Source organism: Nereida sp. MMG025 (assembly GCF_021654165.1).
Taxonomy (GTDB): domain Bacteria; phylum Pseudomonadota; class Alphaproteobacteria; order Rhodobacterales; family Rhodobacteraceae; genus Nereida.
The window spans coordinates 663,670-684,732 of the sequence record NZ_JAKFZN010000001.1 but is presented as its reverse complement, the minus strand read 5'-3'; the positions used below and the strand labels follow the sequence as shown (position 1 = coordinate 684,732).

At 55.5% G+C, this 21,063-nt stretch carries 16 protein-coding genes and 1 tRNA gene; 10 read left to right on the top strand and 7 right to left on the bottom strand.

Annotated elements, in window-relative coordinates; genetic code table 11:
* Nucleotides 1-13: 13 nt before the first annotated feature.
* Genes tmk through L1065_RS03290 form a run of 3 tightly spaced genes read right to left on the bottom strand, consistent with a single transcriptional unit; the run spans nucleotide 14 to nucleotide 2,682 of the window.
* A complete protein-coding gene (gene tmk, locus L1065_RS03300) occupies nucleotides 14-607 on the bottom strand; it encodes a dTMP kinase (protein ID WP_237094016.1) in 594 nt (197 codons plus the stop codon).
* Nucleotides 608-616: 9 nt separating this feature from the next.
* Nucleotides 617-1,795, bottom strand: a complete 1,179-nt coding sequence (locus tag L1065_RS03295; protein WP_237094015.1) for a D-alanyl-D-alanine carboxypeptidase family protein — start codon at nucleotides 1,793-1,795, stop codon at nucleotides 617-619.
* 32 nt (nucleotides 1,796-1,827) lie between these two features.
* The gene (locus L1065_RS03290; RefSeq protein ID WP_237094014.1) at nucleotides 1,828-2,682 is read right to left on the bottom strand and encodes an SPOR domain-containing protein; all 855 of its coding nucleotides are present in this window, start codon (nucleotides 2,680-2,682) and stop codon (nucleotides 1,828-1,830) included.
* Nucleotides 2,683-2,941: 259 nt separating this feature from the next.
* On the opposite strand from L1065_RS03290, the gene L1065_RS03285 reads away from it, so the two are divergent.
* Nucleotides 2,942-3,031, top strand: a tRNA-Ser gene (locus L1065_RS03285).
* 15 nt (nucleotides 3,032-3,046) lie between these two features.
* Here L1065_RS03285 and L1065_RS03280 read toward each other — a convergent pair.
* On the bottom strand, nucleotides 3,047-4,321 hold the full coding sequence (locus L1065_RS03280) for a glycerate kinase (protein ID WP_255766014.1): 1,275 nt from the start codon (nucleotides 4,319-4,321) through the stop codon (nucleotides 3,047-3,049).
* A 237-nt stretch (nucleotides 4,322-4,558) separates the two neighbouring features.
* Between L1065_RS03280 and glgB the strand changes: the two genes are divergently transcribed.
* Genes glgB through L1065_RS03255 form a run of 5 tightly spaced genes read left to right on the top strand, consistent with a single transcriptional unit; the run spans nucleotide 4,559 to nucleotide 13,203 of the window.
* On the top strand, nucleotides 4,559-6,754 hold the full coding sequence (gene glgB / locus L1065_RS03275; protein ID WP_237094012.1) for a 1,4-alpha-glucan branching protein GlgB: 2,196 nt from the start codon (nucleotides 4,559-4,561) through the stop codon (nucleotides 6,752-6,754).
* 24 nt (nucleotides 6,755-6,778) lie between these two features.
* Nucleotides 6,779-8,035 (top strand): glucose-1-phosphate adenylyltransferase, encoded by a 1,257-nt coding sequence (gene glgC / locus L1065_RS03270; protein ID WP_237094011.1) that lies wholly within the window; start codon nucleotides 6,779-6,781, stop codon nucleotides 8,033-8,035.
* Nucleotides 8,032-9,462, top strand: coding sequence for a glycogen synthase GlgA (glgA, locus tag L1065_RS03265; protein ID WP_237094010.1), 1,431 nt, complete (start codon nucleotides 8,032-8,034; stop codon nucleotides 9,460-9,462). The genes glgC and glgA overlap by 4 nt, the downstream gene beginning before the upstream one ends.
* A 2-nt stretch (nucleotides 9,463-9,464) precedes the next feature.
* Nucleotides 9,465-11,543 (top strand): glycogen debranching protein GlgX, encoded by a 2,079-nt coding sequence (gene glgX / locus L1065_RS03260; protein ID WP_237094531.1) that lies wholly within the window; start codon nucleotides 9,465-9,467, stop codon nucleotides 11,541-11,543.
* A 28-nt stretch (nucleotides 11,544-11,571) separates the two neighbouring features.
* Entirely contained in the window at nucleotides 11,572-13,203 is a 1,632-nt protein-coding gene (locus L1065_RS03255) for an alpha-D-glucose phosphate-specific phosphoglucomutase (RefSeq protein WP_237094009.1), read from the top strand.
* Here L1065_RS03255 and L1065_RS03250 read toward each other — a convergent pair.
* Both L1065_RS03250 and L1065_RS03245 read right to left on the bottom strand, forming a co-directional pair.
* Complete coding sequence (locus L1065_RS03250; RefSeq protein WP_237094008.1) at nucleotides 13,196-14,815, bottom strand: alpha-amylase family glycosyl hydrolase; 1,620 nt, start codon at nucleotides 14,813-14,815, stop codon at nucleotides 13,196-13,198. The two genes, L1065_RS03255 and L1065_RS03250, sit on opposite strands and share 8 nt — an antisense overlap.
* A gap of 99 nt (nucleotides 14,816-14,914) precedes the next feature.
* Complete coding sequence (locus tag L1065_RS03245; RefSeq protein ID WP_237094007.1) at nucleotides 14,915-16,150, bottom strand: urate hydroxylase PuuD; 1,236 nt, start codon at nucleotides 16,148-16,150, stop codon at nucleotides 14,915-14,917.
* Nucleotides 16,151-16,249: 99 nt separating this feature from the next.
* Here L1065_RS03245 and L1065_RS03240 point away from each other — a divergent pair, with 99 nt between their 5' ends.
* Complete coding sequence (locus L1065_RS03240) at nucleotides 16,250-17,170, top strand: LysR family transcriptional regulator (protein ID WP_237094006.1); 921 nt, start codon at nucleotides 16,250-16,252, stop codon at nucleotides 17,168-17,170.
* Here L1065_RS03240 and uraH read toward each other — a convergent pair.
* The gene (uraH, locus tag L1065_RS03235; RefSeq protein WP_237094005.1) at nucleotides 17,167-17,520 is read right to left on the bottom strand and encodes a hydroxyisourate hydrolase; all 354 of its coding nucleotides are present in this window, start codon (nucleotides 17,518-17,520) and stop codon (nucleotides 17,167-17,169) included. The genes L1065_RS03240 and uraH overlap by 4 nt on opposite strands.
* Nucleotides 17,521-17,674: 154 nt before the next feature.
* Here uraH and puuE point away from each other — a divergent pair, with 154 nt between their 5' ends.
* The 3 genes from puuE to L1065_RS03220 are packed head-to-tail and all read left to right on the top strand — an operon-like array spanning nucleotide 17,675 to nucleotide 21,049.
* Complete coding sequence (gene puuE, locus L1065_RS03230; RefSeq protein ID WP_237094004.1) at nucleotides 17,675-19,087, top strand: allantoinase PuuE; 1,413 nt, start codon at nucleotides 17,675-17,677, stop codon at nucleotides 19,085-19,087.
* Nucleotides 19,084-19,572 carry an ureidoglycolate lyase gene (locus L1065_RS03225; protein ID WP_237094003.1) on the top strand — a complete coding sequence of 163 codons (489 nt, stop codon included), beginning with the start codon at nucleotides 19,084-19,086 and terminating at the stop codon, nucleotides 19,570-19,572. Before puuE ends, L1065_RS03225 begins: the two co-directional genes overlap by 4 nt.
* A gap of 40 nt (nucleotides 19,573-19,612) precedes the next feature.
* Nucleotides 19,613-21,049 carry a uracil-xanthine permease family protein gene (locus L1065_RS03220; protein ID WP_237094002.1) on the top strand — a complete coding sequence of 479 codons (1,437 nt, stop codon included), beginning with the start codon at nucleotides 19,613-19,615 and terminating at the stop codon, nucleotides 21,047-21,049.
* The last annotated feature ends 14 nt before the right edge of the window (nucleotides 21,050-21,063 follow it).

Genomic DNA, 21,063 nt, shown 5'->3' with positions numbered 1-21,063 from the left:
GGGGAAGCGGATTTTAAAGGCAGGCAGCTTTCACATCAGCAAAGACGTCCTCGATCGGCCGATTGCCATCAATTACATGCCAGCGTGCAGGGCCCTCGTTGGCCAGCTCCAAAAACCCATCGCGCAGCTTTTGCTGGAAGGGCAGGCCAAAATCCTCGAACCGATCTTCGCCAGAGCCACGCGCCAATCCGCGGCTCAGCGCCACTGCGGGATCCATATCAATCAACAGCGTAAGGTCGGGCTCTCGACCGATCATCAGTGTATGCAGCGCGTCCACTTTGGCACGCAAATCACCCCGCGTGGCCCCTTGGTAAACGCGCGTGCTGTCTGCAAAACGATCGGAAATAACATCACGCCCAGAGGCGAGGGCCGGTTCAATGGTCTGCTCAAGATGATCACGGCGCGCGGCGGTAAAAAGCAAAAGTTCTGTTTCGGCTGACCAGCGATCAGGATCGCCTTCGACCAAAAGGCGGCGAATGTCTTCGGCCCCTATTGAGCCGCCAGGTTCACGGGTTAGAACGGCAGAGGGCAAGGCGTCGGCCAACATGCGCGCTTGGGTCGATTTGCCTGACCCATCAATCCCTTCGAACGTGATAAAGCGGGCCATCTGCTTCAATCAGTTGGCGGAAGAAGGGGCTTGCAACGGGGCGGCAGGCGATGCGGTCACCTGTTGAACCAAGACGCCCGTGGCTGTGCGCATTTTGCCCACAAATCCTGCGGCAGGGACATCATTGGCGGCCACTAATGGCAGGCGCGTTTCTGGCAGGTCATCCAAGGCGATAACCAGTTCGGCAAGTTGATCCCCTGCAGATATGGGGGCTTCCACGGGGCCGGTGTAGCGGACCTGCGCATCGACGGTATTGCCGCTTAACACAGGCAAAAGGAGGGACAGGTCTTGTGCGGGGACCAGTCCAACGGTTGTTTCCGCGCCATTCCAGACTTCGGCTTCTGCGATCACTGTGCCTGCCTTGATAAGCTCTTTTTGAGCAAATTGGCGAAACGCCCAATTTACAATCTTTTCGGATTCTTCGGCACGTGCGGCGCTGCTTTGCAGGCCAGTGAGAACAAAAATGATACGGCGGTCACCTTGTTGCGCGCTGCCAACCAGTCCGTAGCCTGCCTCGCGCGTATGTCCTGTTTTCAGTCCATCCGCCCCGATCCCAAGGCCCAGAAGCGGATTGCGGTTTAGCCTGTTTTCGCTTTCCTTTGGGTCAAAAAGAAACTCTTTTTGCGAAAAAAGCGGATAGTAGGTTGGGTAATCTTTGATCAGACGGTCTGCCAAGATCGCAAGGTCTTTCATAGACATACGGTGGCCTGCAGCGGGCCAGCCGCTGGAATTGGCAAACGTGGAATTGGTCATACCAAGTTCGCGGGCCCGTGTTGTCATCATCTGTGCAAAACCTGCTTCTGTCCCATCACGGCTCAGTGCTTCGGCGATCACAACGCAAGCATCATTACCAGACAGCACGATGATCCCGCGGATCAGATCTTCGACTTTTACGCGTTCACCCGCGCGCAGAAACAATGTGGATCCCCCAAAGCTCATGGCGTGTTGGCTGACCAAAAGCTCTTCGTCCAACTGCAGGCGGCCATCCGCAATGGCGTCAAACGCCATATAAAGCGTCATCAGCTTGGACATGGATGCAGGGGGCAGCGCTTCGTTTGCGTTTTTCGAAAGCAACACGGTTCCCGTGGTTTGATCAATGACGTAGGCGGCGGTTGCGCGTGTCTCGAACGCAGCGGCAGGCAAAGCCAGTCCGATGACAAAAGCAAAAATGCAGGCAAAACGATACATGACAGTCACTTCCTTGGCAGAATGGTGTTCACTTAATTGGTCACGTAGTACGCGTCTTCGAACCCTTTGGCCTTGACCTTCTTGAGCAAGGCTGCGCGGTCCGATGCATTGGGCGCAGGTCCGACAATCACCCGCCAGAAGGCTTTGCCGTTGCTTTCCCCCTTGAGGACTTGTGGGATGATCCCTGCTTGTCGCATCGAGGTCGCGGTATTCTTGGCGTTTTGTTCCACGCTGAAAATGCCGATCTGGATGAACGGCTTGGCCAGTGAAGACGCCGCAGGGCGGGGTGCAGGGGCAGGCGTGGGCACGGGTGTCGCAACGGCTGCGGCGTCTTGTGCCTCGTCGATGGCCGCTGCGGCCCCTTCGATGGGATCAAGTGGTGCGGCTGCAACCTCGGCAGGTGTTTCGATGGCAACAGGGGCGGTATCAGGCGTTGCGGCGGGATCTTCGACTGTTTCGCGGCGCAGGGCGGTGACATTCAATTCCACAGGCTGGCCTGCCAAAATGCCCAGTGCCGTTGCCGCATCAGAAGACGCTTGCAAGCGCGGACCCGGGTTTTCACGTTCGCGGCGGAACAGCGCGCCAATCACGAATTTCCCATTGGCCTGGTTGCGAATGATGACGCGTTCGGGGTCTTTCACGTCAGGGTGCGCGACCCATACCCCACCCAAAGACGGGCGACCGTCCCAAAGCCCTGCTTCGGTCACGGAAAACACGTCTGGTGCTTCAACGTCGCGTTCGATCAGTTTTGTCGCCGCCGCGGCGCCGCTGTCTGATGTTGCTTCGGCATCGCTTTGCGGTTGGAGTAGTGTAAATTGGCCATTCTCATCGCACCCTGCCAGGGTCATCGCACCTAGCAACAAAGCTGCGCGAACTCCAAAAGTCATGCCTGTCATCGTTATATTCCTGTGCCCAAGTCGTCTGCTTCGTTATTTTTGGGCCGGTGTCCCATCGCTTGAACCAAGCAACACGACCCAACCTTTTGGTTCGAAAGACGCAGCCGCGCCATCCATTGGGCTGAAACTACCCTAAACCGAACGGTGTTGCAAAGTATCTTGGCGTGCGTTCGGCGATATTCCACCATCACAAACACGTTCCAAAACCCTTTTAGAATCAACTTCCCTTCGGTAGGGCATGTGGATATGCGGAGGTTTGGCAGAGTGGTCGAATGCACCGGTCTTGAAAACCGGCGGGCGTGAAAGCGTCCCCAGGGTTCGAATCCCTGAGCCTCCGCCATTTTCTCACTTGTCCCTATGCCGTCGGATTGATGAGGATCGCTCTGAAATCATTGACATTTGTAAGGGTCGGGCCGGTTACGATCTGGCTGTCTAGGCGCTCAAAAAACGTGTGTGCGTTATTTTCGTTCAAATGGGTTTCTGGGCTTAGGCCCATCGAGCGCGCATGGGCAAGGGTGGCCGCATCCGCGTAGGCGCCTGCGACCTCTGCGGCTCCGTCAACACCATCCGTGTCGCAGGCCATCACGTGGATATCTGGCTGCTCACCAAGGGCAATTGCCGCTGCCAGCACGAATTCCGCATTGGGGCCGCCGATCCCGTCGCCTGTGCGGGTGACAGTGCATTCACCGCCAGAGAGCAGCAGAAGCGGTGTGCCTGTTGCAGTAACGTCTTCCAAAAGGGATTTTGCCAATTGGGCCTGATCGCGCCCGAGATCGCGGGCTTCTCCCTCCAGCGCGTCACCAAGGATCCGCACGCGGCAGCCGGCGGCTGCGGCTTTCGATGCCGCCGCCGAAAGGGATTGTGACGGGGCCGCGATCACCTTTGTTTGTGCGCGCGCAAGGCGCGGGTCGCCCGGGCGCACTACTGAGCTTTCGGTGGAAAGCGCGGCATCAATTTTCTTTGGTAAATCAATATTATAGCGATCCAAGATACGGCGTGCATCTTCCGTTGCGCTTGTCTCGCCGACGGTGGGGCCCGATGCGATCAAGGCAGGATCATCGCCCGGGACATCTGAAATCAGAAGAGACTGCACAGGTGCAGGATAACAGGCCGCTGCAAGTTGGCCGCCCTTCACAAGGCTGAGATGCTTTCTGACAATATTGATCTGGCCGATGGGCGCGCCAGAGGCAAGCAACGCGCGGTTCACGTCCATCTTGTCTTGCAAAGAAATGGCGCGCTTGGGCGCACACAGCAACGCAGAGCCACCCCCTGAAATAAGCGCCAGCACCGTATCGTCGGGCCCCAGTGAGGAGACAAGATCGTACATACGCCGTGTGGCGGCTTCGCCCGCGGCATCCGGTACGGGATGTGCGGCTTCAACAATTTCGATGTGTTGGCACGGGCGCGCATATCCGTAACGCGTGATCACAAGCCCCTCACAAGGTCCATAGTGGGTCTCGACCGCTTCGGCCATCCGCGCGCTTGCCTTGCCTGCACCGATTACGACCAACCGTCCTTGCGGTCTTGGTGGCAGGTGCTGTGGAACGACTTGCATCGGATCCGCGACATGGACAGCTGCGTCAAAAAGGGCGCGCAGAAAAGGGCGGGGCGAGGACGGAGTAAGGAGCATTTCAAGCCTTTCGGAGCGACTGGTGTGAAGCTGAACCACGACAATACCCATCAGACATGCTCTGTATCTTGCGGGCAAGTGCCCGTGAGTTGTCCTGATGCGCCCAATATCTCGCCGCGACATATGTGTCGTTCAGGCGCTACAAACAGCCCCCGCGTTGACCTTTGGGCTTGGGCAGGCGATTGTGTTAGCGCCTGACAACGTAAGTAAATAGGGCAAATCGCGATTTGGGGGATTATGATATTGGCAGGCAGTGATATTCCAAACAAGCCAGATTTCCTGACCCAAGGGTGTTTGGCGGCTTTGAACGCTGGAACGCATGATGCCCCTTTCGAAGTTTTGGGTGCCCAAAAAAGCGGCAACAGACGGTGGATTACAACCATCCAGCCCGGTGCGGTCCGCGTGGTCGCCACGCAGTCGGGCAAAGAGGTGCCATTGGACCGCATTGATGGTGATGTGTTCAGCGCCCGCGTTCCCGGCAAATCCTACACGCTGACGGTGACCTACCAAGACGGCACGCGCCATACCACGCGCGACCCGTTCTCCTTTGCCCCTGTATTGTCGGACCTTGATCAATATCTGTTTGGCGAAGGCACCCACAAAGAGCTTTGGCGCGTTCTGGGCGCGCATGTGATCAAACATCAGGGTGTTGCGGGTGTGCATTTCGCGGTTTGGGCCCCCAACGCCAAACGTGTGAGTGTCATTGGGGATTTCAACGTCTGGGACGGGCGGCGACACCCGATGCGCCCCGTAGGGGAGACTGGCATCTGGGAGATTTTCATACCTGATCTCGGGGATGGAACTTTGTATAAATATCAGGTCACTGGCGTTGACGATCAAAGGCGCGACAAAGCAGACCCTGTCGGGTTTGGCTCGCAACATCCGCCTGAACAGGCGTCTGTTGTGCGCGATCTTGCAGGCTATGGGTGGCGCGACAAAGCATGGATGAAATCCCGTGCCGAACGCGCGGACCGCTCAAAGCCGATTTCGATTTACGAGGTTCACCTGGGCTCGTGGCGGCGCAGGTATGATGACCATGGTCGGCCCTTGTCATATCAGGAACTGGCCCGCGATCTGATTGGATATGTCAAATATATGGGCTTTACCCATATTGAGCTTTTGCCGATTTCCGAATTTCCGTTTGATGGGTCTTGGGGCTATCAACCTGTCGGTCTTTATGCGCCGACAATTCGGTTTGGCCCCCCAAATGAATTTCGGGATTTCGTGGATGCAGCACATGCCGAAGGGGTTGGGGTATTGCTGGATTGGGTCCCGGGTCATTTTCCCACCGATGCGCATGGATTGGTGCAATTCGATGGCACCGCCCTTTATGAACACGCAGATCCGCGCGAAGGCTTTCACCAAGACTGGAATACATTGATCCCGAATTTCGGGCGCACAGAGGTAAAGAACTACTTTATCGCCAATGCGCTATACTGGATTGAGGAGTATCATCTGGACGGTCTGCGCGTCGATGCGGTGGCCTCTATGCTCTACCGTGACTATTCGCGCGATGAGGGAGAGTGGGTGCCTAATCATCACGGGGGGCGCGAGAATTACGAAGCGATTGCGTTCTTGCAGGAGATGAACACGGCCACTTATGGCGCCGACCCTTCGATCATGACCGTTGCGGAAGAAAGCACCTCGTTTCCCGGGGTGTCACAGCCTGCCCACACTGGCGGGCTTGGGTTTGGCTACAAGTGGAACATGGGGTGGATGAACGACACACTGCGGTACATGGAAAAAGATCCGATCTACCGCCAGCATGATCACCACTTGATGACCTTCCCGATCGACTGGGCCTTTACCGAAAATTTCATATTACCGATCAGCCACGATGAGGTGGTGCATGGCAAAGGCTCCATGCTCGAAAAAATGCCCGGCACCGAGTGGGAAAAATTTGCAAACCTTCGGGCTTATTATGGTTTCATGTGGACCCAACCGGGCAAAAAACTGTTGTTCATGGGGTGTGAATTTGCCCAGGGTCACGAGTGGGACCACGATGCCGAACTTGATTGGACCGCCGCAGAACAGCCCGCCCACAAAGGCGTGCAGCGATTGGTGCAGGATCTGAACCAACTCTATCGCACCACTCCTGCGCTGCATGTCAAGGATTGTGAACACGACGGGTTTGCATGGGTCTGCAACGATCCCGCGCAATCGGTCTCGGCCTATTTGCGCAAAGGCAATGCGGGCGACAAAGATGTTTTGATCATATGCAATTTCACACCAGTCGAGCGCAACGATTTCCGCATAGGGGTTCCAACTGAGGGTCACTGGACGGAACTTCTAAACACCGATGCCGCAATCTATGGCGGCGGTGATCGCGGCAATCTGGGAGGGTGCGATACACAACAGCTGCCAGAACATGGGCACCCTTATTCACTGGCAGTGACGCTGCCGCCGTTATCAGTGATCGTGTTTCAAAGTTAAAACGAACAAAAAGGGGGAGACATCATGGCCACAAAACGGATCACACAACGATCAATGGCTTTTGTATTGGCAGGCGGTCGGGGAAGCCGTCTGAAGGAATTGACGGACAGGCGGGTCAAACCTGCGGTGCCATTCGGGGGCAAGGCGCGGATTATTGATTTCGCTTTGTCCAACGCGGTCAATTCGGGCATCCGTAAAATTGCTGTTGCCACGCAATACAAAGCCCACAGTCTTATCCGCCATACCCAAAGGGGGTGGAATTTCTTTCGGGCAGAGCGCAACGAATTTCTGGACGTTCTTCCCGCCTCGCAACGCGGTGGCAATGAAAGCTGGTACAAAGGGACCGCGGACGCGATTACGCAAAACATAGATATCGTGGATAGTTATAACATTGACTACGTGGTCATTTTGGCAGGTGATCACATCTATAAGATGGACTACGAAATTATGCTACGCCAACACGTGGAAACGGACGCGGATGTGACGGTCGGGTGTTTGACGGTTCCGCGTGCCGAAGCATCGGCCTTTGGCGTCATGGACACCGATACATCTGGTCGGATCACGAGTTTTCTTGAAAAACCAGACGATCCGCCAGGCATGCCCGATGATCCCGAAATGGCGCTGGCGTCCATGGGGATTTACGTCTTTGGGTGGGCGTTCTTGCGTGACTTGCTTTTGAAGGATGCTGAGAATGCGGACTCTACCAACGACTTTGGCAATGATCTGATCCCGAGCATTGTTGCAAATGGCAAGGCAATGGCGCATCGTTTTGACGATAGCTGCGTGCGCGATGACGGCGCGCCTGCCTATTGGAAGGACGTGGGCACGGTGGATGCGTTTTGGGAAGCGCATATCGACCTGACAAATTTTACGCCCGAACTGGACCTGTGGGACCAAGATTGGCCCATCTGGACCTATAACGAAGGCGTGCCGCCAGCCAAATTCATTCACGACGAACGCGACAGACGCGGCGTTGCCATTTCATCGATGGTGGCGGGAGGGTGCATCATTTCAGGAACCGAGGTGCGCAATTCCATTTTGTTCACAAATGTGCACACAAACTCTTACGCCGTGCTTGACCAAGCGGTCGTCTTGCCCAACGTGGTTGTCAAGCGATCGGCGCGGCTGCGGCGTGTGGTGGTTGACAGCGGCGTGGTCATCCCCGAAGGCCTTGTGGTGGGCGAGGACCCGACCGAGGACGCCAAATGGTTCCGCGTCACTGAACGGGGGATCACGCTCATCACGCAAGACATGTTGGATAAAAAGGCCGCTGCTTTATGATCAAGGCGCTGTTTGTCGTCTCAGAATGTGCCCCGTTGGTTAAAACGGGAGGGCTTGCCGATGTTGCGGGGGCCTTGCCTGTCGCTTTGGCCGAACATGGCGTTGCCGTGCGCGTTTTGCTGCCCGGCTACCGGACGGTACTGAGCCAGATTGATAAGGCCGAGGTGGTCGAAACCTATGCGGGTCTTTTCGGTGGGGCCGCTAAATTGCTGGCCTGCCGTTTGGCAGGTGTCGACCTTCTGATCCTTGACGCGCCGCATCTTTATGATCGCGACGGCGCGATATATGCGAATGCAACGGGCAATGACTGGCCCGACAATCCAGAGCGATTTGCAGCTTTGTGCAAAGTCGCGGCGCAGATCGCAAAGGATGGCGCAGGTGGGTGGACGCCTGATCTTGTCCATGGTCATGACTGGCAGGCAGGCCTGACGCCCGAGTATTTGCATGATCTGAACCAACCCACGCCTTTCGTCTTTACCATTCACAACATCGCGTTTCATGGAAATGCGGATGCATCGAAACTAAAGACGCTGGACCTTGAACCAACGCGGTTTACAGCCGATCACTTTGAATTCTGGGGCCAAATATCAGCGCTGAAGGCAGGGCTGATCGGCGCGACCAAGATCAATACGGTGTCCCAGACCTATGCCGAAGAGCTGCTTACACCCGAGTTCGGGATTGGAATGGACGGGGTTTTGGCAGCGCGGCGTGCGGATGTGTTGGGCATCGTGAATGGCATTGATCTGGAGGCGTGGAACCCCGAAACGGACCCCAACATCCAAACCTATAAAACCGCGGCGGGCAAAGCAGCCAACAAAAAGACCTTGCGCAAAACCTTTGGTTTGCGGCCATCCAAGGGGCCGCTTTACGTTCTGGTCTCGCGGCTGACCGAACAAAAGGGCATCGACCTGTTGCTTGAAGCGTTGCCAAGCCTTCTGGCCGATGGTGGCCAGCTGGCCTTACTGGGATCAGGTGATCCACGGCTAGAGATTGCCTTGCTAGAGGCCGCGGATGGCCACGAAAATGTTGCCGTCAAGATTGGCTATGACGAGCAACTTTCCCATCAGATGATGGCGGGCGGGGACGTCATTCTTGTCCCATCGCGGTTTGAGCCGTGTGGCCTGACGCAGCTTTACGGTCTGCGTTATGGCACGGTGCCGTTGGTGGCGCTGACGGGTGGGCTTGCTGATACTGTGATCAACGCGTCACCGGCTGCGCTGGCGCGCGGTGTTGCCACTGGCGTGCAATTCTTTCCAATCACGGCGCAGGCATTGGCAAATGCGTTGGAGCGGATCAACGAACTTTTCAAAGACCGCAAAACTTGGAAAAAAATGCAACAAAACGCGATGAAACAACCTGTCGGATGGCAAACATCTGCGGCGGCCTATCACGACCTATACGTCTCAGCGCTTGAGACCACCAAGTGAGTATTGGCACATTTGAAATTCGGCCGGGCCGGCCTTCGCCGCTTGGGGCAACGCTTGACGATGAAGGTGTGAACTTTGCCATTTTTTCGCGCCATGCAACCAAGGTGATGCTGTGCCTGTTTGACGAGGACGGCAACGAACATCAAAACATTACATTGCCCGAACGCGAAGGGCATGTCTGGCATGGTTACTTCCCTGGTATGAAGGCGGGCCAACAATACGGTGTGCGTATGGATGGCCCCTATGCGCCCGATGAAGGGCACCGTTTCAATCCCTATAAGCTTCTTATCGATCCTTACGCCAAGCGCCTGACCGGTCATCCGATCTGGAACGATGCGTTGTTTGGCTATGACAACGACCACAAAGACAAGGACCTGACCTTTGATAAGACCGATAGCGCGCCGTATATGCCGCGATGTGTCGTGGTCGATCCGTCGTTTGACTGGGGCGATGATGACCACCCGCGCACGCCCATGGAAGGATCAATCATCTATGAAGCGCATGTCAAAGGGTTGACGGCCGGGCGTCCAGACATTTCGGGGCGCGGCACGTATCTTGCGATGGCATCAGATCCGATTTTGGAGCATCTGAATAAGCTAGGTGTCACGGCGGTTGAATTGTTGCCTGTGCAAGCGTTTCTGAACGAAAAGTTTCTGCTGGATCGCGGCCTGACAAATTACTGGGGGTATATGACCTACGGGTTTTTTGCGCCCGATCCGCGCTACATGCAAAATGGCGATATCGCGGAATTCCAACAGATGGTGAAGCGGTTCCATTCTGCGGGGATCGAAGTGATTTTAGATGTGGTATACAACCATACCGCAGAGGGTTCGGAACTGGGCCCAACACTGATGTTTCGCGGTCTGGATAACGCAAGCTACTATCGCTTGGCCGATAATCCACGCTACTACATTGATGATGCGGGATGTGGAAACACGCTTGATTTCGAAAACCCGTTTGTCATTCGACTTGTCATGGATAGCCTGCGTTATTGGGTTGAAGTCATGCATGTCGACGGGTTTCGGTTTGACCTGTGCTCGGCACTTGGGCGCACCGCGCGTGGCTTTGAAAGAGACGGTCCCTTTTTTCGCGCCATCGGCCAGGATCCCGTTCTCAATCAGGTGAAATTGATCGCCGAACCTTGGGATATCGGGCCAGGCGGCTATCAGTTGGGTGCCTATCCATCCCCCTTTGCGGAATGGAATGATAAGTACCGCGACAATGTGCGAGAGTTCTGGCGTGGCGATGCTGGTAAAGCCAAGGATGTGGCGGAGCGCTTGGTGGGGTCAGCCCCGTATTTTGATCATGACGGACGGGCGGCAACCTCATCGTTGAATTTTTTGACAGCGCATGATGGCTTCACCCTTCACGACACGGTCAGCTACAGTCGCAAGCACAATCTGGCCAATGGCGAAGATGACCGCGATGGTCACTCTAATAACCATTCTGACAATATGGGCGTCGAAGGACCGACTGATGACCCTGGTATTGCCGCGGCGCGAACCCGTCGCAAACGGAATATGATTGCGACGCTCATGCTGTCACAAGGCACGCCGATGATCCTTGCGGGCGACGAGCTGAGCAATTCCCAAGGTGGCAACAACAATGCCTATTGTCAGGACAATGAAATCGGATGGGTGAATTGGCCCGACGAAAGCGATCCGTTTTTTGCATTTTGCGAGCAAGCGATTGCCTTTCGCAAAATGCATCCGTTGTTGCGGCAATCGCGGTTCTTACACTCGCGTCAACGCCTGATTGATGGTGAGCCGGATCTATTCTGGCGCAGGGTGGACGGGGCCGCGATGCAACAAGACGATTGGGATAATCCGGAATTGGATACTTTGGTCGCTGAAATGCGAATGGCCTCTGGGTCACCTGAATATGTCAAACGTGAAGGTGCTTTGCTGGTGGTGCTAAACAGAGGCGGGGACATTACAGTCACACCGCCCGACCTGCCGCAGGGCGAGAAATGGGTGCGCCGTTTCGATACAAGCCAAGAAGATGCTATTAAAGTGACAGATGGAATGACCGTTGCGAGTGACAGCCTTGTGGTATTCTCGCACGAGACGCCCAACCGATAGGCAAGGAACGAACAAGAAGGAAAAACGGATGCCGATGCAAAACGTCAGGACCAGCCCGATCGAGGGCCAGAAACCCGGCACAAGCGGGCTTCGCAAAAAGACAACCGTTTTTCAGCGGCCGCATTTTTTGGAAAATTACGTCCAATCCACGTTCGATGGCATTGGTGGGATCGAAGGCAAGACCCTTGTTATCGGTGGGGACGGGCGCTTTTTCAACGATCAGGCCATCCAGATTATTTTACGCATGGCCAGCGCGAATGGTGCCAAAAAATGCATCGTCGGCCAAGGTGGACTGCTGTCGACGCCCGCCGCCTCGCACCTTATTCGTTTGCGCGCGGCAGACGGTGGGCTGATTTTGTCGGCAAGTCACAACCCGGGCGGTCCAGATGCCGATTTTGGCCTGAAGTATAACGGCCCAAATGGCGGTCCCGCGACTGAGGCCGTCACGGATGAAATTTTCAAACGGACCACACAGATCACATGCTACAGGATCGCCGCTGCCGATGACTTGGACTTGTCCAAACTGGGCACTCATTCCTTTGGGGACATGACCGTCGAAATTGTCGACCCCGTCGCCGACTATGCCGATTTGATGAAAACGATCATTGATTTTCCCAAGATACGCAGCCTGTTCGAGGGTGGGTTTCGGATGTGCTTTGATGCGATGCACGCCATTACCGGACCCTATGCGCATACCATTCTGGAAGACATGCTAGGCGCACCAAAGGGCACTGTTATCAATGGCGTGCCAAGCCCCGATTTTGGCAAAGGACATCCTGACCCCAACCCGATCTGGGCCAAGGATTTGATGGACCGCATGTATGGTGCGGATGCGCCAGATTTCGGGGCTGCGTCGGATGGCGATGGCGATCGGAACATGGTTGTGGGGCGCGGCGCGTATGTCACGCCGTCCGATAGCCTTGCTTTGCTGACCGCGCATGCGCATCTGGCGCCGGGCTATCGGGACGGGCTGGCGGGGGTTGCACGGTCTATGCCGACCTCGCGCGCGGTTGACCGTGTCGCGGCAAGCCTTGGGATTGACTGTTTTGAGACGCCAACAGGTTGGAAATTTTTTGGCAATCTGCTGGACGCAGGCAAGGTTACGCTTTGCGGAGAAGAAAGCGCGGGGACAGGATCAGACCACGTGCGTGAAAAGGACGGGCTGTGGGCTGTGTTGCTTTGGCTGAATATTTTGGCAGAAACAGGAAAGCCAGTGTCTGAGCTGATGAACGATCTGTGGCAAGCGCATGGCCGGTGTTACTATTCGCGTTTTGATTATGAAGACGTGGAGAGTGCCAAAGCGGGCGCCATGATGGATGCGCTACGCAGCAAACTGAATGCGTTGGTCGGCGTGAAGGCGGGTGACTTGGTGGTCGAAGCGGCCGATGAATTTTCCTATCTTGATCCGGTAGACTGGTCTCAGTCGTCAGGGCAGGGCATACGGATCGCTTTTGAGGGTGGTGCGCGTGCTGTGTTTCGCCTGTCTGGCACTGGCACCCAAGGGGCCACCATTCGCCTTTATCTCGAACAGCTTGAAACCGATCCTGCAAAACTACAGGTCTCGCCAGACGTGGTTTTGCAAAAGGTGCGCGATGCAGCGTTGTCCATCTCGCAGCTTGAGCCAATGACAGGCCGCACCGCACCTGATGTGATCACGTAATCGCGCCAAGCGGCGCAGCACCGTCCTGTGTCAAATAGGCAAACCCATTACCGTCAAGCACCAGCGCCTCGCCCGTGATCGTTGCGGCTTGGCCTTTGACGATCTGCGTTTGCCCAACAAGCGGGATGGTGTGTGCGTCTTTGGACAGGTTGAACACAAAGCTCATCGCCTTGCCCTCGTGGCTGCGCGAAAAGGCCAAAAGCGGTTCTGGCAGAGAGATAAATTTTGTCTTACCGCGTGCCAGCACCGCATTGGCTTTGCGATAGGCGATCATCTCTTTGTAGTAGGCCAAAATGCCCGTGTCGGTTTGTTGATCGACGGCATTGGCCGCTTGCGGCTCTTTGACGGGCAGCCAAGGTGTTCCCGTCGAAAAGCCTGCGTTCGGCGCATCTTTTTCCCATACCATCGGTGTGCGGCATCCATCGCGCCCTTTTACGGCGGGCCAATAGCGTATCGCAGGTGGATCGGTGAGTTCTTCGAAAACCAACTCGGTTTCGGTTTGGCCCAATTCTTCGCCCTGATAGATACCGATGGTGCCTTCAAATGACATCAACATCGCACATGCCAATCGTGCTATGTGATCGGGCGAAACGGCATGATCTGCCCACCGCGATACCTGTCTTGGCACATCATGGTTGCTGAATGACCAGTATGGGTGGCCATCTGGCGCACCCGCTTGAAACCCTTCGATACAATTGCGGAAGTGTTCGGCGTTGAAATCGGGACCCAACATCGCAAAACTATAGGCCATATGCAGCCTGTCACGCCCTTGGGTGTATTCACCCATGATCTCGATCGAGCGGTGACCCATTTCGCCGACTTCGCCCACCATCATGACATCATCATATTGATCGGTCAAAGCGCGAAGGCGTTCCAGAAACGCCAGGTTTTCCGGGCGTGTTTTGTTATAGATGTTGTTTTGCATTCCATAGAGATCGGTCGCCATCACCTGTGGTGCAGCTTGCGCGGGCGGGTTGGACCGCAGTTTCTGATCATGGAAGTAGTAGTTGACCGTATCAAGGCGGAACCCGTCCAACCCGCGATCCAACCAGAATTTACAGGTATCAAGGATTGCATCGATCACATCGGGATTGTGAAAGTTCAGATCGGGCTGCGATGCCAGAAAATTATGAAGGAAATACTGACCCCGTTGCGGATCAAATTCCCATGCAGGGCCCCCGAAGTGGCTGTGCCAATTCGTGGGCGGGGAGCCGTCGGGCAAGGGATCAGCCCAGACATACCAGTCCGCTTTATCGTTATCACGGCTGGTGCGGGACTGTTTGAACCACGCATGCTGGTCAGAGGTGTGTGACAGAACCTGATCGACGATAACCTTCAAACCACGCGCATGCGCGCCCTCAATCAAAGCATCAAACGCTGCCAAGTCGCCAAACAGCGGATCGACTGCTTTGTAGTCGGATACATCGTATCCCATATCTTTTTGGGGGGACGCAAAAATAGGCGAAAGCCAGATACAATCCACGCCAAGGTTTGCGATATGATCCAGCCGCTTCGTGATGCCTGCAAGATCGCCAACCCCGTCGCCGGTGCTGTCTTGGTAAGAGCGTGGATAGACCTGATAGATTACAGCGCTGCGCCACCATTCTTGCATCGTTCCACGCTCCCTTTAGCGGTAACATCTGCCACGCTCTTAGCGGTCAAACGCAGGGAAGGAAAATGAATAATGCCTCGCGGGCCCTTGCGTATCATTCTAGTTTTGCGCGCGCGCCTCTTTCACCCAAGCAACAATTTTTGTTCGGCTTTCCGCCGTCATCTGGACGGCGTTGGGCGGTGGCATGGCATGGCTTCGTCCGGCTTGAAGATAGATTGCCTCGGCGTGCCGTGCGACGTCAGCAGGCGTTTCCAGAAAAACACCTTTGGGCGCCCATTGCATATTGCCCCACACGGGTTCGCGGGCATGGCACATCGAACAGTTGCCAAGGACTGCGTCATAGGCATCGTCAAAGCTGGCAACTTGGGTGAATTGCGCCTCATAGGGTGTCAGTGCGCGTGCCTCGGCTTCCTCCCATGTCTCATGCCCCGGCACGGTTGAAAGCCACGCAATGACGAGCATCAAAAGCACTGTGACACCCCAGGTCCAATGGGGGCCTTTGCCGGTTTTGTGCATGGTGTTGAAGTAGTGGCGGATGGTGACGCCCGTCAGGAAAATCAGCGATGCGATGATCCAGGCATATTGCGTGCCAAAGGCCAGTGGATAGTGGTTGGACAACATCAAAAAGACCACTGGCAATGTCAGGTAGTTATTGTGGGTAGACCGCACCTTGGCAATCTTGCCGTATTTGGCATCAGGTGTGCGACCCTCCTTAAGGTCCTGCACCACGATCCTTTGGTTCGGCATGATCTGGAAAAACACATTCGCGGTCATGATCGTCGCCGTAAACGCACCCAAATGCAGCAAAGCAGCACGGCCTGTGAAGATCTGATTGTATCCCCACGACATGATCACCAGCACCCCAAACAAAAGCAACATCAGCACCGTGGGCGTGTCCGCCAGTTTGGATTTGCACATCGCGTCATAGACAATCCAACCGACGGTAAGCGAGCCTGCAGAGATCAAAATGCCTTGCCATAGGGCAAGGTCGGCCTTGGTCGGATCAAGCAAATAAAGCTCTCCGCCGACCCAATAGATAATCATCAGCAGGGCCGCGCCAGACAGCCAAGTGGTGTAGCTTTGCCATTTATGCCAGGTCAGATGCTCGGGCATGCGTGCCGGCGCCACCATGTATTTGACAGTGTGATAAAAGCCGCCGCCGTGCACTTCCCATTCTTCACCGTAGGCCCCATCGGGCAGCGCATCATTTGGCTTGAGCATCAGATCAAGCGCAATGAAGTAAAAAGACGCTCCGATCCAAGCCATGGCAGTGATGACGTGCAACCAACGCACGCTGAAAGCGATCCAATCCCATAAGATAGCGATGTCATACATGACGGTTCTCCGACGAATCCAGTTCCCAACACCCTATGCCAAGGTCAATTATTCTGGTATCGCAACCAAACGCCAAGCAGTATCAAAAAAGTCCGAAGAATGTCTTACCTTGATAATATCCGCACGTTTGTTCGTGTCTACGAATTGGGCAGCATGTCGGCGGCAGGCCGTGATCTGCGTATTTCGCCTGCTTTAACATCCTCGCGCATTTCGCAGCTCGAGGACAAGCTTGGTGTGCGATTGTTTCGCAGGACCACCCGAAGTTTGACCGCAACCGAACAGGGCAAGGCATTTTATGGCGGCGCCTGCGAAATCCTTGAATCCGTAGAGGCGGCAGAGGCGCAGGTTGTTCGTATCACCGATAACCCGAAAGGATCGCTTTATGTCGCAGCACCCCTTGGTGTCGGGCGCAGGTTAATCGCCCCGCAAGTGCCCGGGTTTCTTGATAAATACCCAGATGTCAGTGTTCGTTTGCGCCTGACAGATCGAAAGGTGGATTTGACGACAGAAGGCTTGGACCTTGCGTTTTTCCTAGGTCAGCCAGAAGACAGCACCTTACGCATCCGCAAGATCGCAGATGTTGAGCGGGTTTTATGCGCCTCGCCTGACTACATCGCCGCCCGCGGGATGCCAGAAACGGGGGCTGACCTGCTGAACGACAACCACGAGTGTTTGAACCTGCGTTTCCCCGGGGCGACCGAGTTTCAGTGGCCGCTGCAAACCAGCAGTGAGACGAAACGCTATTCTGTCAAAGGGCGCTACGAATCTGACGATGGCGATGTGCTGACCGATTGGGCCTTGGCGGGACGCGGCATTGCTATGAAGCCCGTGTTTGAGATTGCCGATCACTTAGAAAAGGGTCGACTTGTGCCTGTCGCATCGCAAACACCGCCCGCACCCGTCCAAATGGCGTGTTTGTTCACCCACCGCCGGCGGCAGGACCCCAAGGCGCGTATGTTTATGGATTTCGTAATTGAGCGTATAGGTGCTGTCATCCGCGATACGGCGTCATCAGGCTAACTGCCGCGATAAGTGGAATAGCCAAATGGGGAAAGCAAAAGTGGCACATGGTAGTGGCTATGCTCGGACATGCCGAACCGAAGCGGAATAACGTCCAAGAAACGGGGGGCTTCAGGTGCGACACCCGAGGCATCCAGATAGTCGCCTGCATGAAAGACCAGCTCATAAACCCCCGTTTGGAAAACTGCTTCGGGCAGGATTTGTTCATCCGTGCGGCCATCCGCATTGGTCATCAGCGTTTTGAGATGTGTGCGCGCTTCGCCGTCCAGTCTGAACAGTTCGATCTTCAGGCCCTGCGCAGGGCAACCGCGTGCCGTGTCAAGAACGTGCGTTGTCAGATATCCAGACATAGGGCGTCTCCTCAGACCATGATTTCCATCTTATAGACTGATCCGACAGCTCGCATCAAAGGCGCGCATACAAATGGGTCTTTCGAATTTTTTTTGAAAATGAAGAGCATTCTTTTGGCATAAAGTGAAGGCAACAATGAAAGAGGTCGATTCCGTGAACCGATACCCCCGTGACATGACAGGATATGGTCCGAACCCACCCAAAGCTAATTGGCCGAATGGGGCCAATATCGCTGTCCAGATTGTCTTGAATTACGAAGAAGGCGGCGAAAACAACATCCTGCATGGTGATGCGGCATCTGAGGCGTTCTTGTCCGAAATCACAGGCGCGCAGCCTTGGCCGGGGCAACGTCACTGGAATATGGAATCCTTGTATGAATACGGCAGTCGCGCGGGGTTTTGGCGCCTTCACCGCATGCTCAGCGATTTACCCGTAACGGTTTACGGCGTGGCAACTGCCCTGGCGCGTGCCCCGCAGCAGGTTGCGGCGATGAAGACGTCTGGTTGGGAAATCGCCAGTCACGGTTTGAAGTGGGTTGAACACAAGGACATGCCCGAAGATCAGGAGCGTGCTCAAATTGCCGAAGCGATCGCGCTGCATACCGAAGCCACGGGAGAGCCGCCGCGCGGTTGGTACACGGGCCGGTGCTCAAACAACACAGTGCGCCTTGCGGCTCAGACGGGTCAGTTTGCCTATGTTGCGGACAGCTACGCCGACGATCTGCCCTATTGGATGTCCTTTAATGGCACGGATCAACTCATCGTTCCTTACACGATGGATTGCAATGATATGCGGTTTGGCATTCAGGCGGGTTTTACATCGGGCGATCAATTCGAAAGCTATTTGAAAGACAGCTTCGATTATCTGCTGGAGGAGGGGCGCAACGGTCGTCCTGCCATGATGTCTATAGGCCTGCATTGCCGCATTGCGGGGCGTCCGGGGCGCGCGGCTGCCCTGCGCCGGGCCATAGATTACATGAAAAGTCATGACGATGTCTGGTTTGCCACACGCCTTGATGTTGCCGAACATTGGGCCAGCACGCATCCCGCACCCCGAATGCAACGCCCGTCCAAGATGTCACGCACGACCTTTGTCGCCGAGTTCGGAGGCATTTTTGAGCATTCACCTTGGATTGCCGAGAGCGCCTTTGACGGCGAGCTTGGGCCGACCTATGACACCGCGGCAGGCATTCACCAAGCCTTGGCGCGGGTGTTTCGGCGTGCATCAGATGCGCAGCGATTGGGTGTTTTGAAGGCGCACCCCGATCTGGCGGGCAAGCTGGCCGCCGCAGGGAAACTGACAGCCGACAGCACCGCAGAGCAAGCAGGTGCAGGGCTTGATCTGCTGACGGATGAAGAGCGTGACCTGTTTCAAAAGTTGAATGCGCAATACGTCAAACGCCATGGTTTTCCTTTCATTATTGCGGTCAAAGACAATACCAAAGCGTCTATTTTAGAAGCGTTCCGTCGCCGAATTGAGAACCCGCGCGACATCGAGTTCGCAGAGGCCTGCCGCCAAGTCGAAAGAATTGCCGAGCTTCGTCTGCTCGATAAGTTCCAGTCATGACCCATCCGATCATCATCCAGCCCCTGACGCATGATGCCTTCGCGCCTTTTGGTGACGTTCTCGATACCTCGGGTGAGGCGGACATGATCATCAACCAAGGCAAATGCGGACGCTACCATGACCGCGCCACCCTTGAGTTCACCCAAGGCAAAGCAGGCATAAGCCTTTTCAAAGCCGAGCCTCGCACATTGCCATTGGAGCTTGAGATGATGGAACGTCACCCGGAGGGATCTCAGGCGTTCATTCCGATGTCCGAGCATGGGTTTTTGATTGTCGTGGCACCTGATGAGGATGGTCAACCAGGAACACCTTTGGCTTTCGCATCATCGGCAGGACAAGCCATCAATTTCCACCGCGGCACGTGGCACGGCGTGCTGACACCGCTTTGTGAGCCTGGGTTGTTTGCGGTCGTGGACCGCATTGGGCCTGGCGCAAACCTTCAAGAACACTGGTTCGACAGCCCGTATTCGATCGTGCCAGATTAAAAAAAACACGGGACAAAGAAAACAACAGCGAGGGACTGAAATGGCTGATACTTCAATCGGAACACCGCAACAGATGCGCGATCCAAATTACACACCACCGCTTGCAAAAGCGATCCCCTTGGGGATTCAGCATGTGCTGGCGATGTTTGTGTCAAACGTCACACCCGCGATCATTGTTGCGGGGGCGGCTGGCTTCGGGTTTGGCTCAAACAGCCCCGATTTTCCTGAGCTGCTTTATCTCATACAGATGTCCATGTTGTTTGCCGGGGTTGCCACCTTGCTGCAAACCATCAGCCTTGGGCCTGTTGGCGCCAAGTTGCCCATCGTACAGGGCACGTCCTTTGCCTTTATCCCGATCATGATCCCACTTGTGGCGGGTAAGGGCGTTGATGGTTTGGCCGCACTTTTTGGCGGCGTGATCATTGGTGGTCTGTTCCACGCCGTTTTGGGCCTATTCATCGGCAAGATCCGTTTTGCCTTGCCTCCTTTGGTGACGGGACTGGTCGTGACAATGATTGGTTTGGCGCTGGTCAAGGTGGGGATTCAATATGCGGCTGGCGGCGTTCCAGCGATTGGCACGCCTGAATACGGCTCACTTTTGAATTGGTCGGCGGCATTGGTCGTCATTTTTGTCACCCTTGGCTTGAAGTTCTTCACCAAAGGCATGCTGTCTGTATCTGCTGTTCTGATCGGGCTTATCGTTGGCTATTTCTACGCCTTGGGAGTTGGTATTCTGGAGTGGTCCGCCGTGATTGGATCATGGGAACGTTCGGCAGCTTTTGCGTTACCCCAACCTTTCAAATACGGGTTCGAATTTTCTGCAGCGGCGATTATCGGTTTTTGTCTGATGGCGTTCATTTCAGCGATTGAAACCGTGGGCGATGTATCGGGTATCACCAAGGGTGGTGCGGGTCGTGAGGCAACCGACACAGAAATTCAGGGTGCGACATATGCCGATGGTGTCGGCACGGCTGTTGCGGGTATCTTCGGCGGCTTTCCCAACACATCCTTTAGCCAGAACGTCGGCCTGATCGCGATGACCGGCCTAATGTCGCGCCATGTTGTGACCTGCGGTGCAGTCTTTCTGATCATCTGCGGGCTGGTGCCCAAAGTGGGTGGGGTGATCCGCACGGTCCCGATTGAGGTTCTGGGCGGCGGCGTGATTGTCATGTTTGGTATGGTTGTGGCCGCTGGCATTTCGATGCTGTCGGACGTGGATTGGAACCGTCGCAACATGGTGATTTTTGCGATCTCGCTGTCAATTGGTCTGGGCCTTCAGCTTGAACCCGGCGCTGTTGCAGGATTGCCTGATACCGCGCGTATTTTGATGACCTCGGGTTTGCTGCCAGCGGCTTTCATCGCAATCGTGCTCAACCTTGTTTTGCCCCATGAACTTGCCGCAGAGGCCACCGAAGAAGTCTCGGGCAGTATGCAAGGCCACGGTACGGGGTCTTTGCCAAAGGACGATGCCAGATAGGTTCGCACAACCAC

Bases quoted from the DNA above. Each gene is read 5' to 3' on its own strand.
- tmk (WP_237094016.1), bottom strand. From the start codon at position 607: ATGGCCCGCTTTATCACGTTCGAAGGGATTGATGGGTCAGGCAAATCG.
- L1065_RS03295 (WP_237094015.1), bottom strand. From the start codon at position 1,795: ATGTATCGTTTTGCCTGCATTTTTGCTTTTGTCATCGGACTGGCTTTG.
- L1065_RS03290 (WP_237094014.1), bottom strand. From the start codon at position 2,682: ATGACTTTTGGAGTTCGCGCAGCTTTGTTGCTAGGTGCGATGACCCTG.
- L1065_RS03280 (WP_255766014.1), bottom strand. From the start codon at position 4,321: ATGCTCCTTACTCCGTCCTCGCCCCGCCCTTTTCTGCGCGCCCTTTTT.
- glgB (WP_237094012.1), top strand. From the start codon at position 4,559: ATGATATTGGCAGGCAGTGATATTCCAAACAAGCCAGATTTCCTGACC.
- glgC (WP_237094011.1), top strand. From the start codon at position 6,779: ATGGCCACAAAACGGATCACACAACGATCAATGGCTTTTGTATTGGCA.
- glgA (WP_237094010.1), top strand. From the start codon at position 8,032: ATGATCAAGGCGCTGTTTGTCGTCTCAGAATGTGCCCCGTTGGTTAAA.
- L1065_RS03255 (WP_237094009.1), top strand. From the start codon at position 11,572: ATGCCGATGCAAAACGTCAGGACCAGCCCGATCGAGGGCCAGAAACCC.
- L1065_RS03250 (WP_237094008.1), bottom strand. From the start codon at position 14,815: ATGCAAGAATGGTGGCGCAGCGCTGTAATCTATCAGGTCTATCCACGC.
- L1065_RS03245 (WP_237094007.1), bottom strand. From the start codon at position 16,150: ATGTATGACATCGCTATCTTATGGGATTGGATCGCTTTCAGCGTGCGT.
- L1065_RS03240 (WP_237094006.1), top strand. From the start codon at position 16,250: ATGTCTTACCTTGATAATATCCGCACGTTTGTTCGTGTCTACGAATTG.
- uraH (WP_237094005.1), bottom strand. From the start codon at position 17,520: ATGTCTGGATATCTGACAACGCACGTTCTTGACACGGCACGCGGTTGC.
- L1065_RS03225 (WP_237094003.1), top strand. From the start codon at position 19,084: ATGACCCATCCGATCATCATCCAGCCCCTGACGCATGATGCCTTCGCG.
- L1065_RS03220 (WP_237094002.1), top strand. From the start codon at position 19,613: ATGGCTGATACTTCAATCGGAACACCGCAACAGATGCGCGATCCAAAT.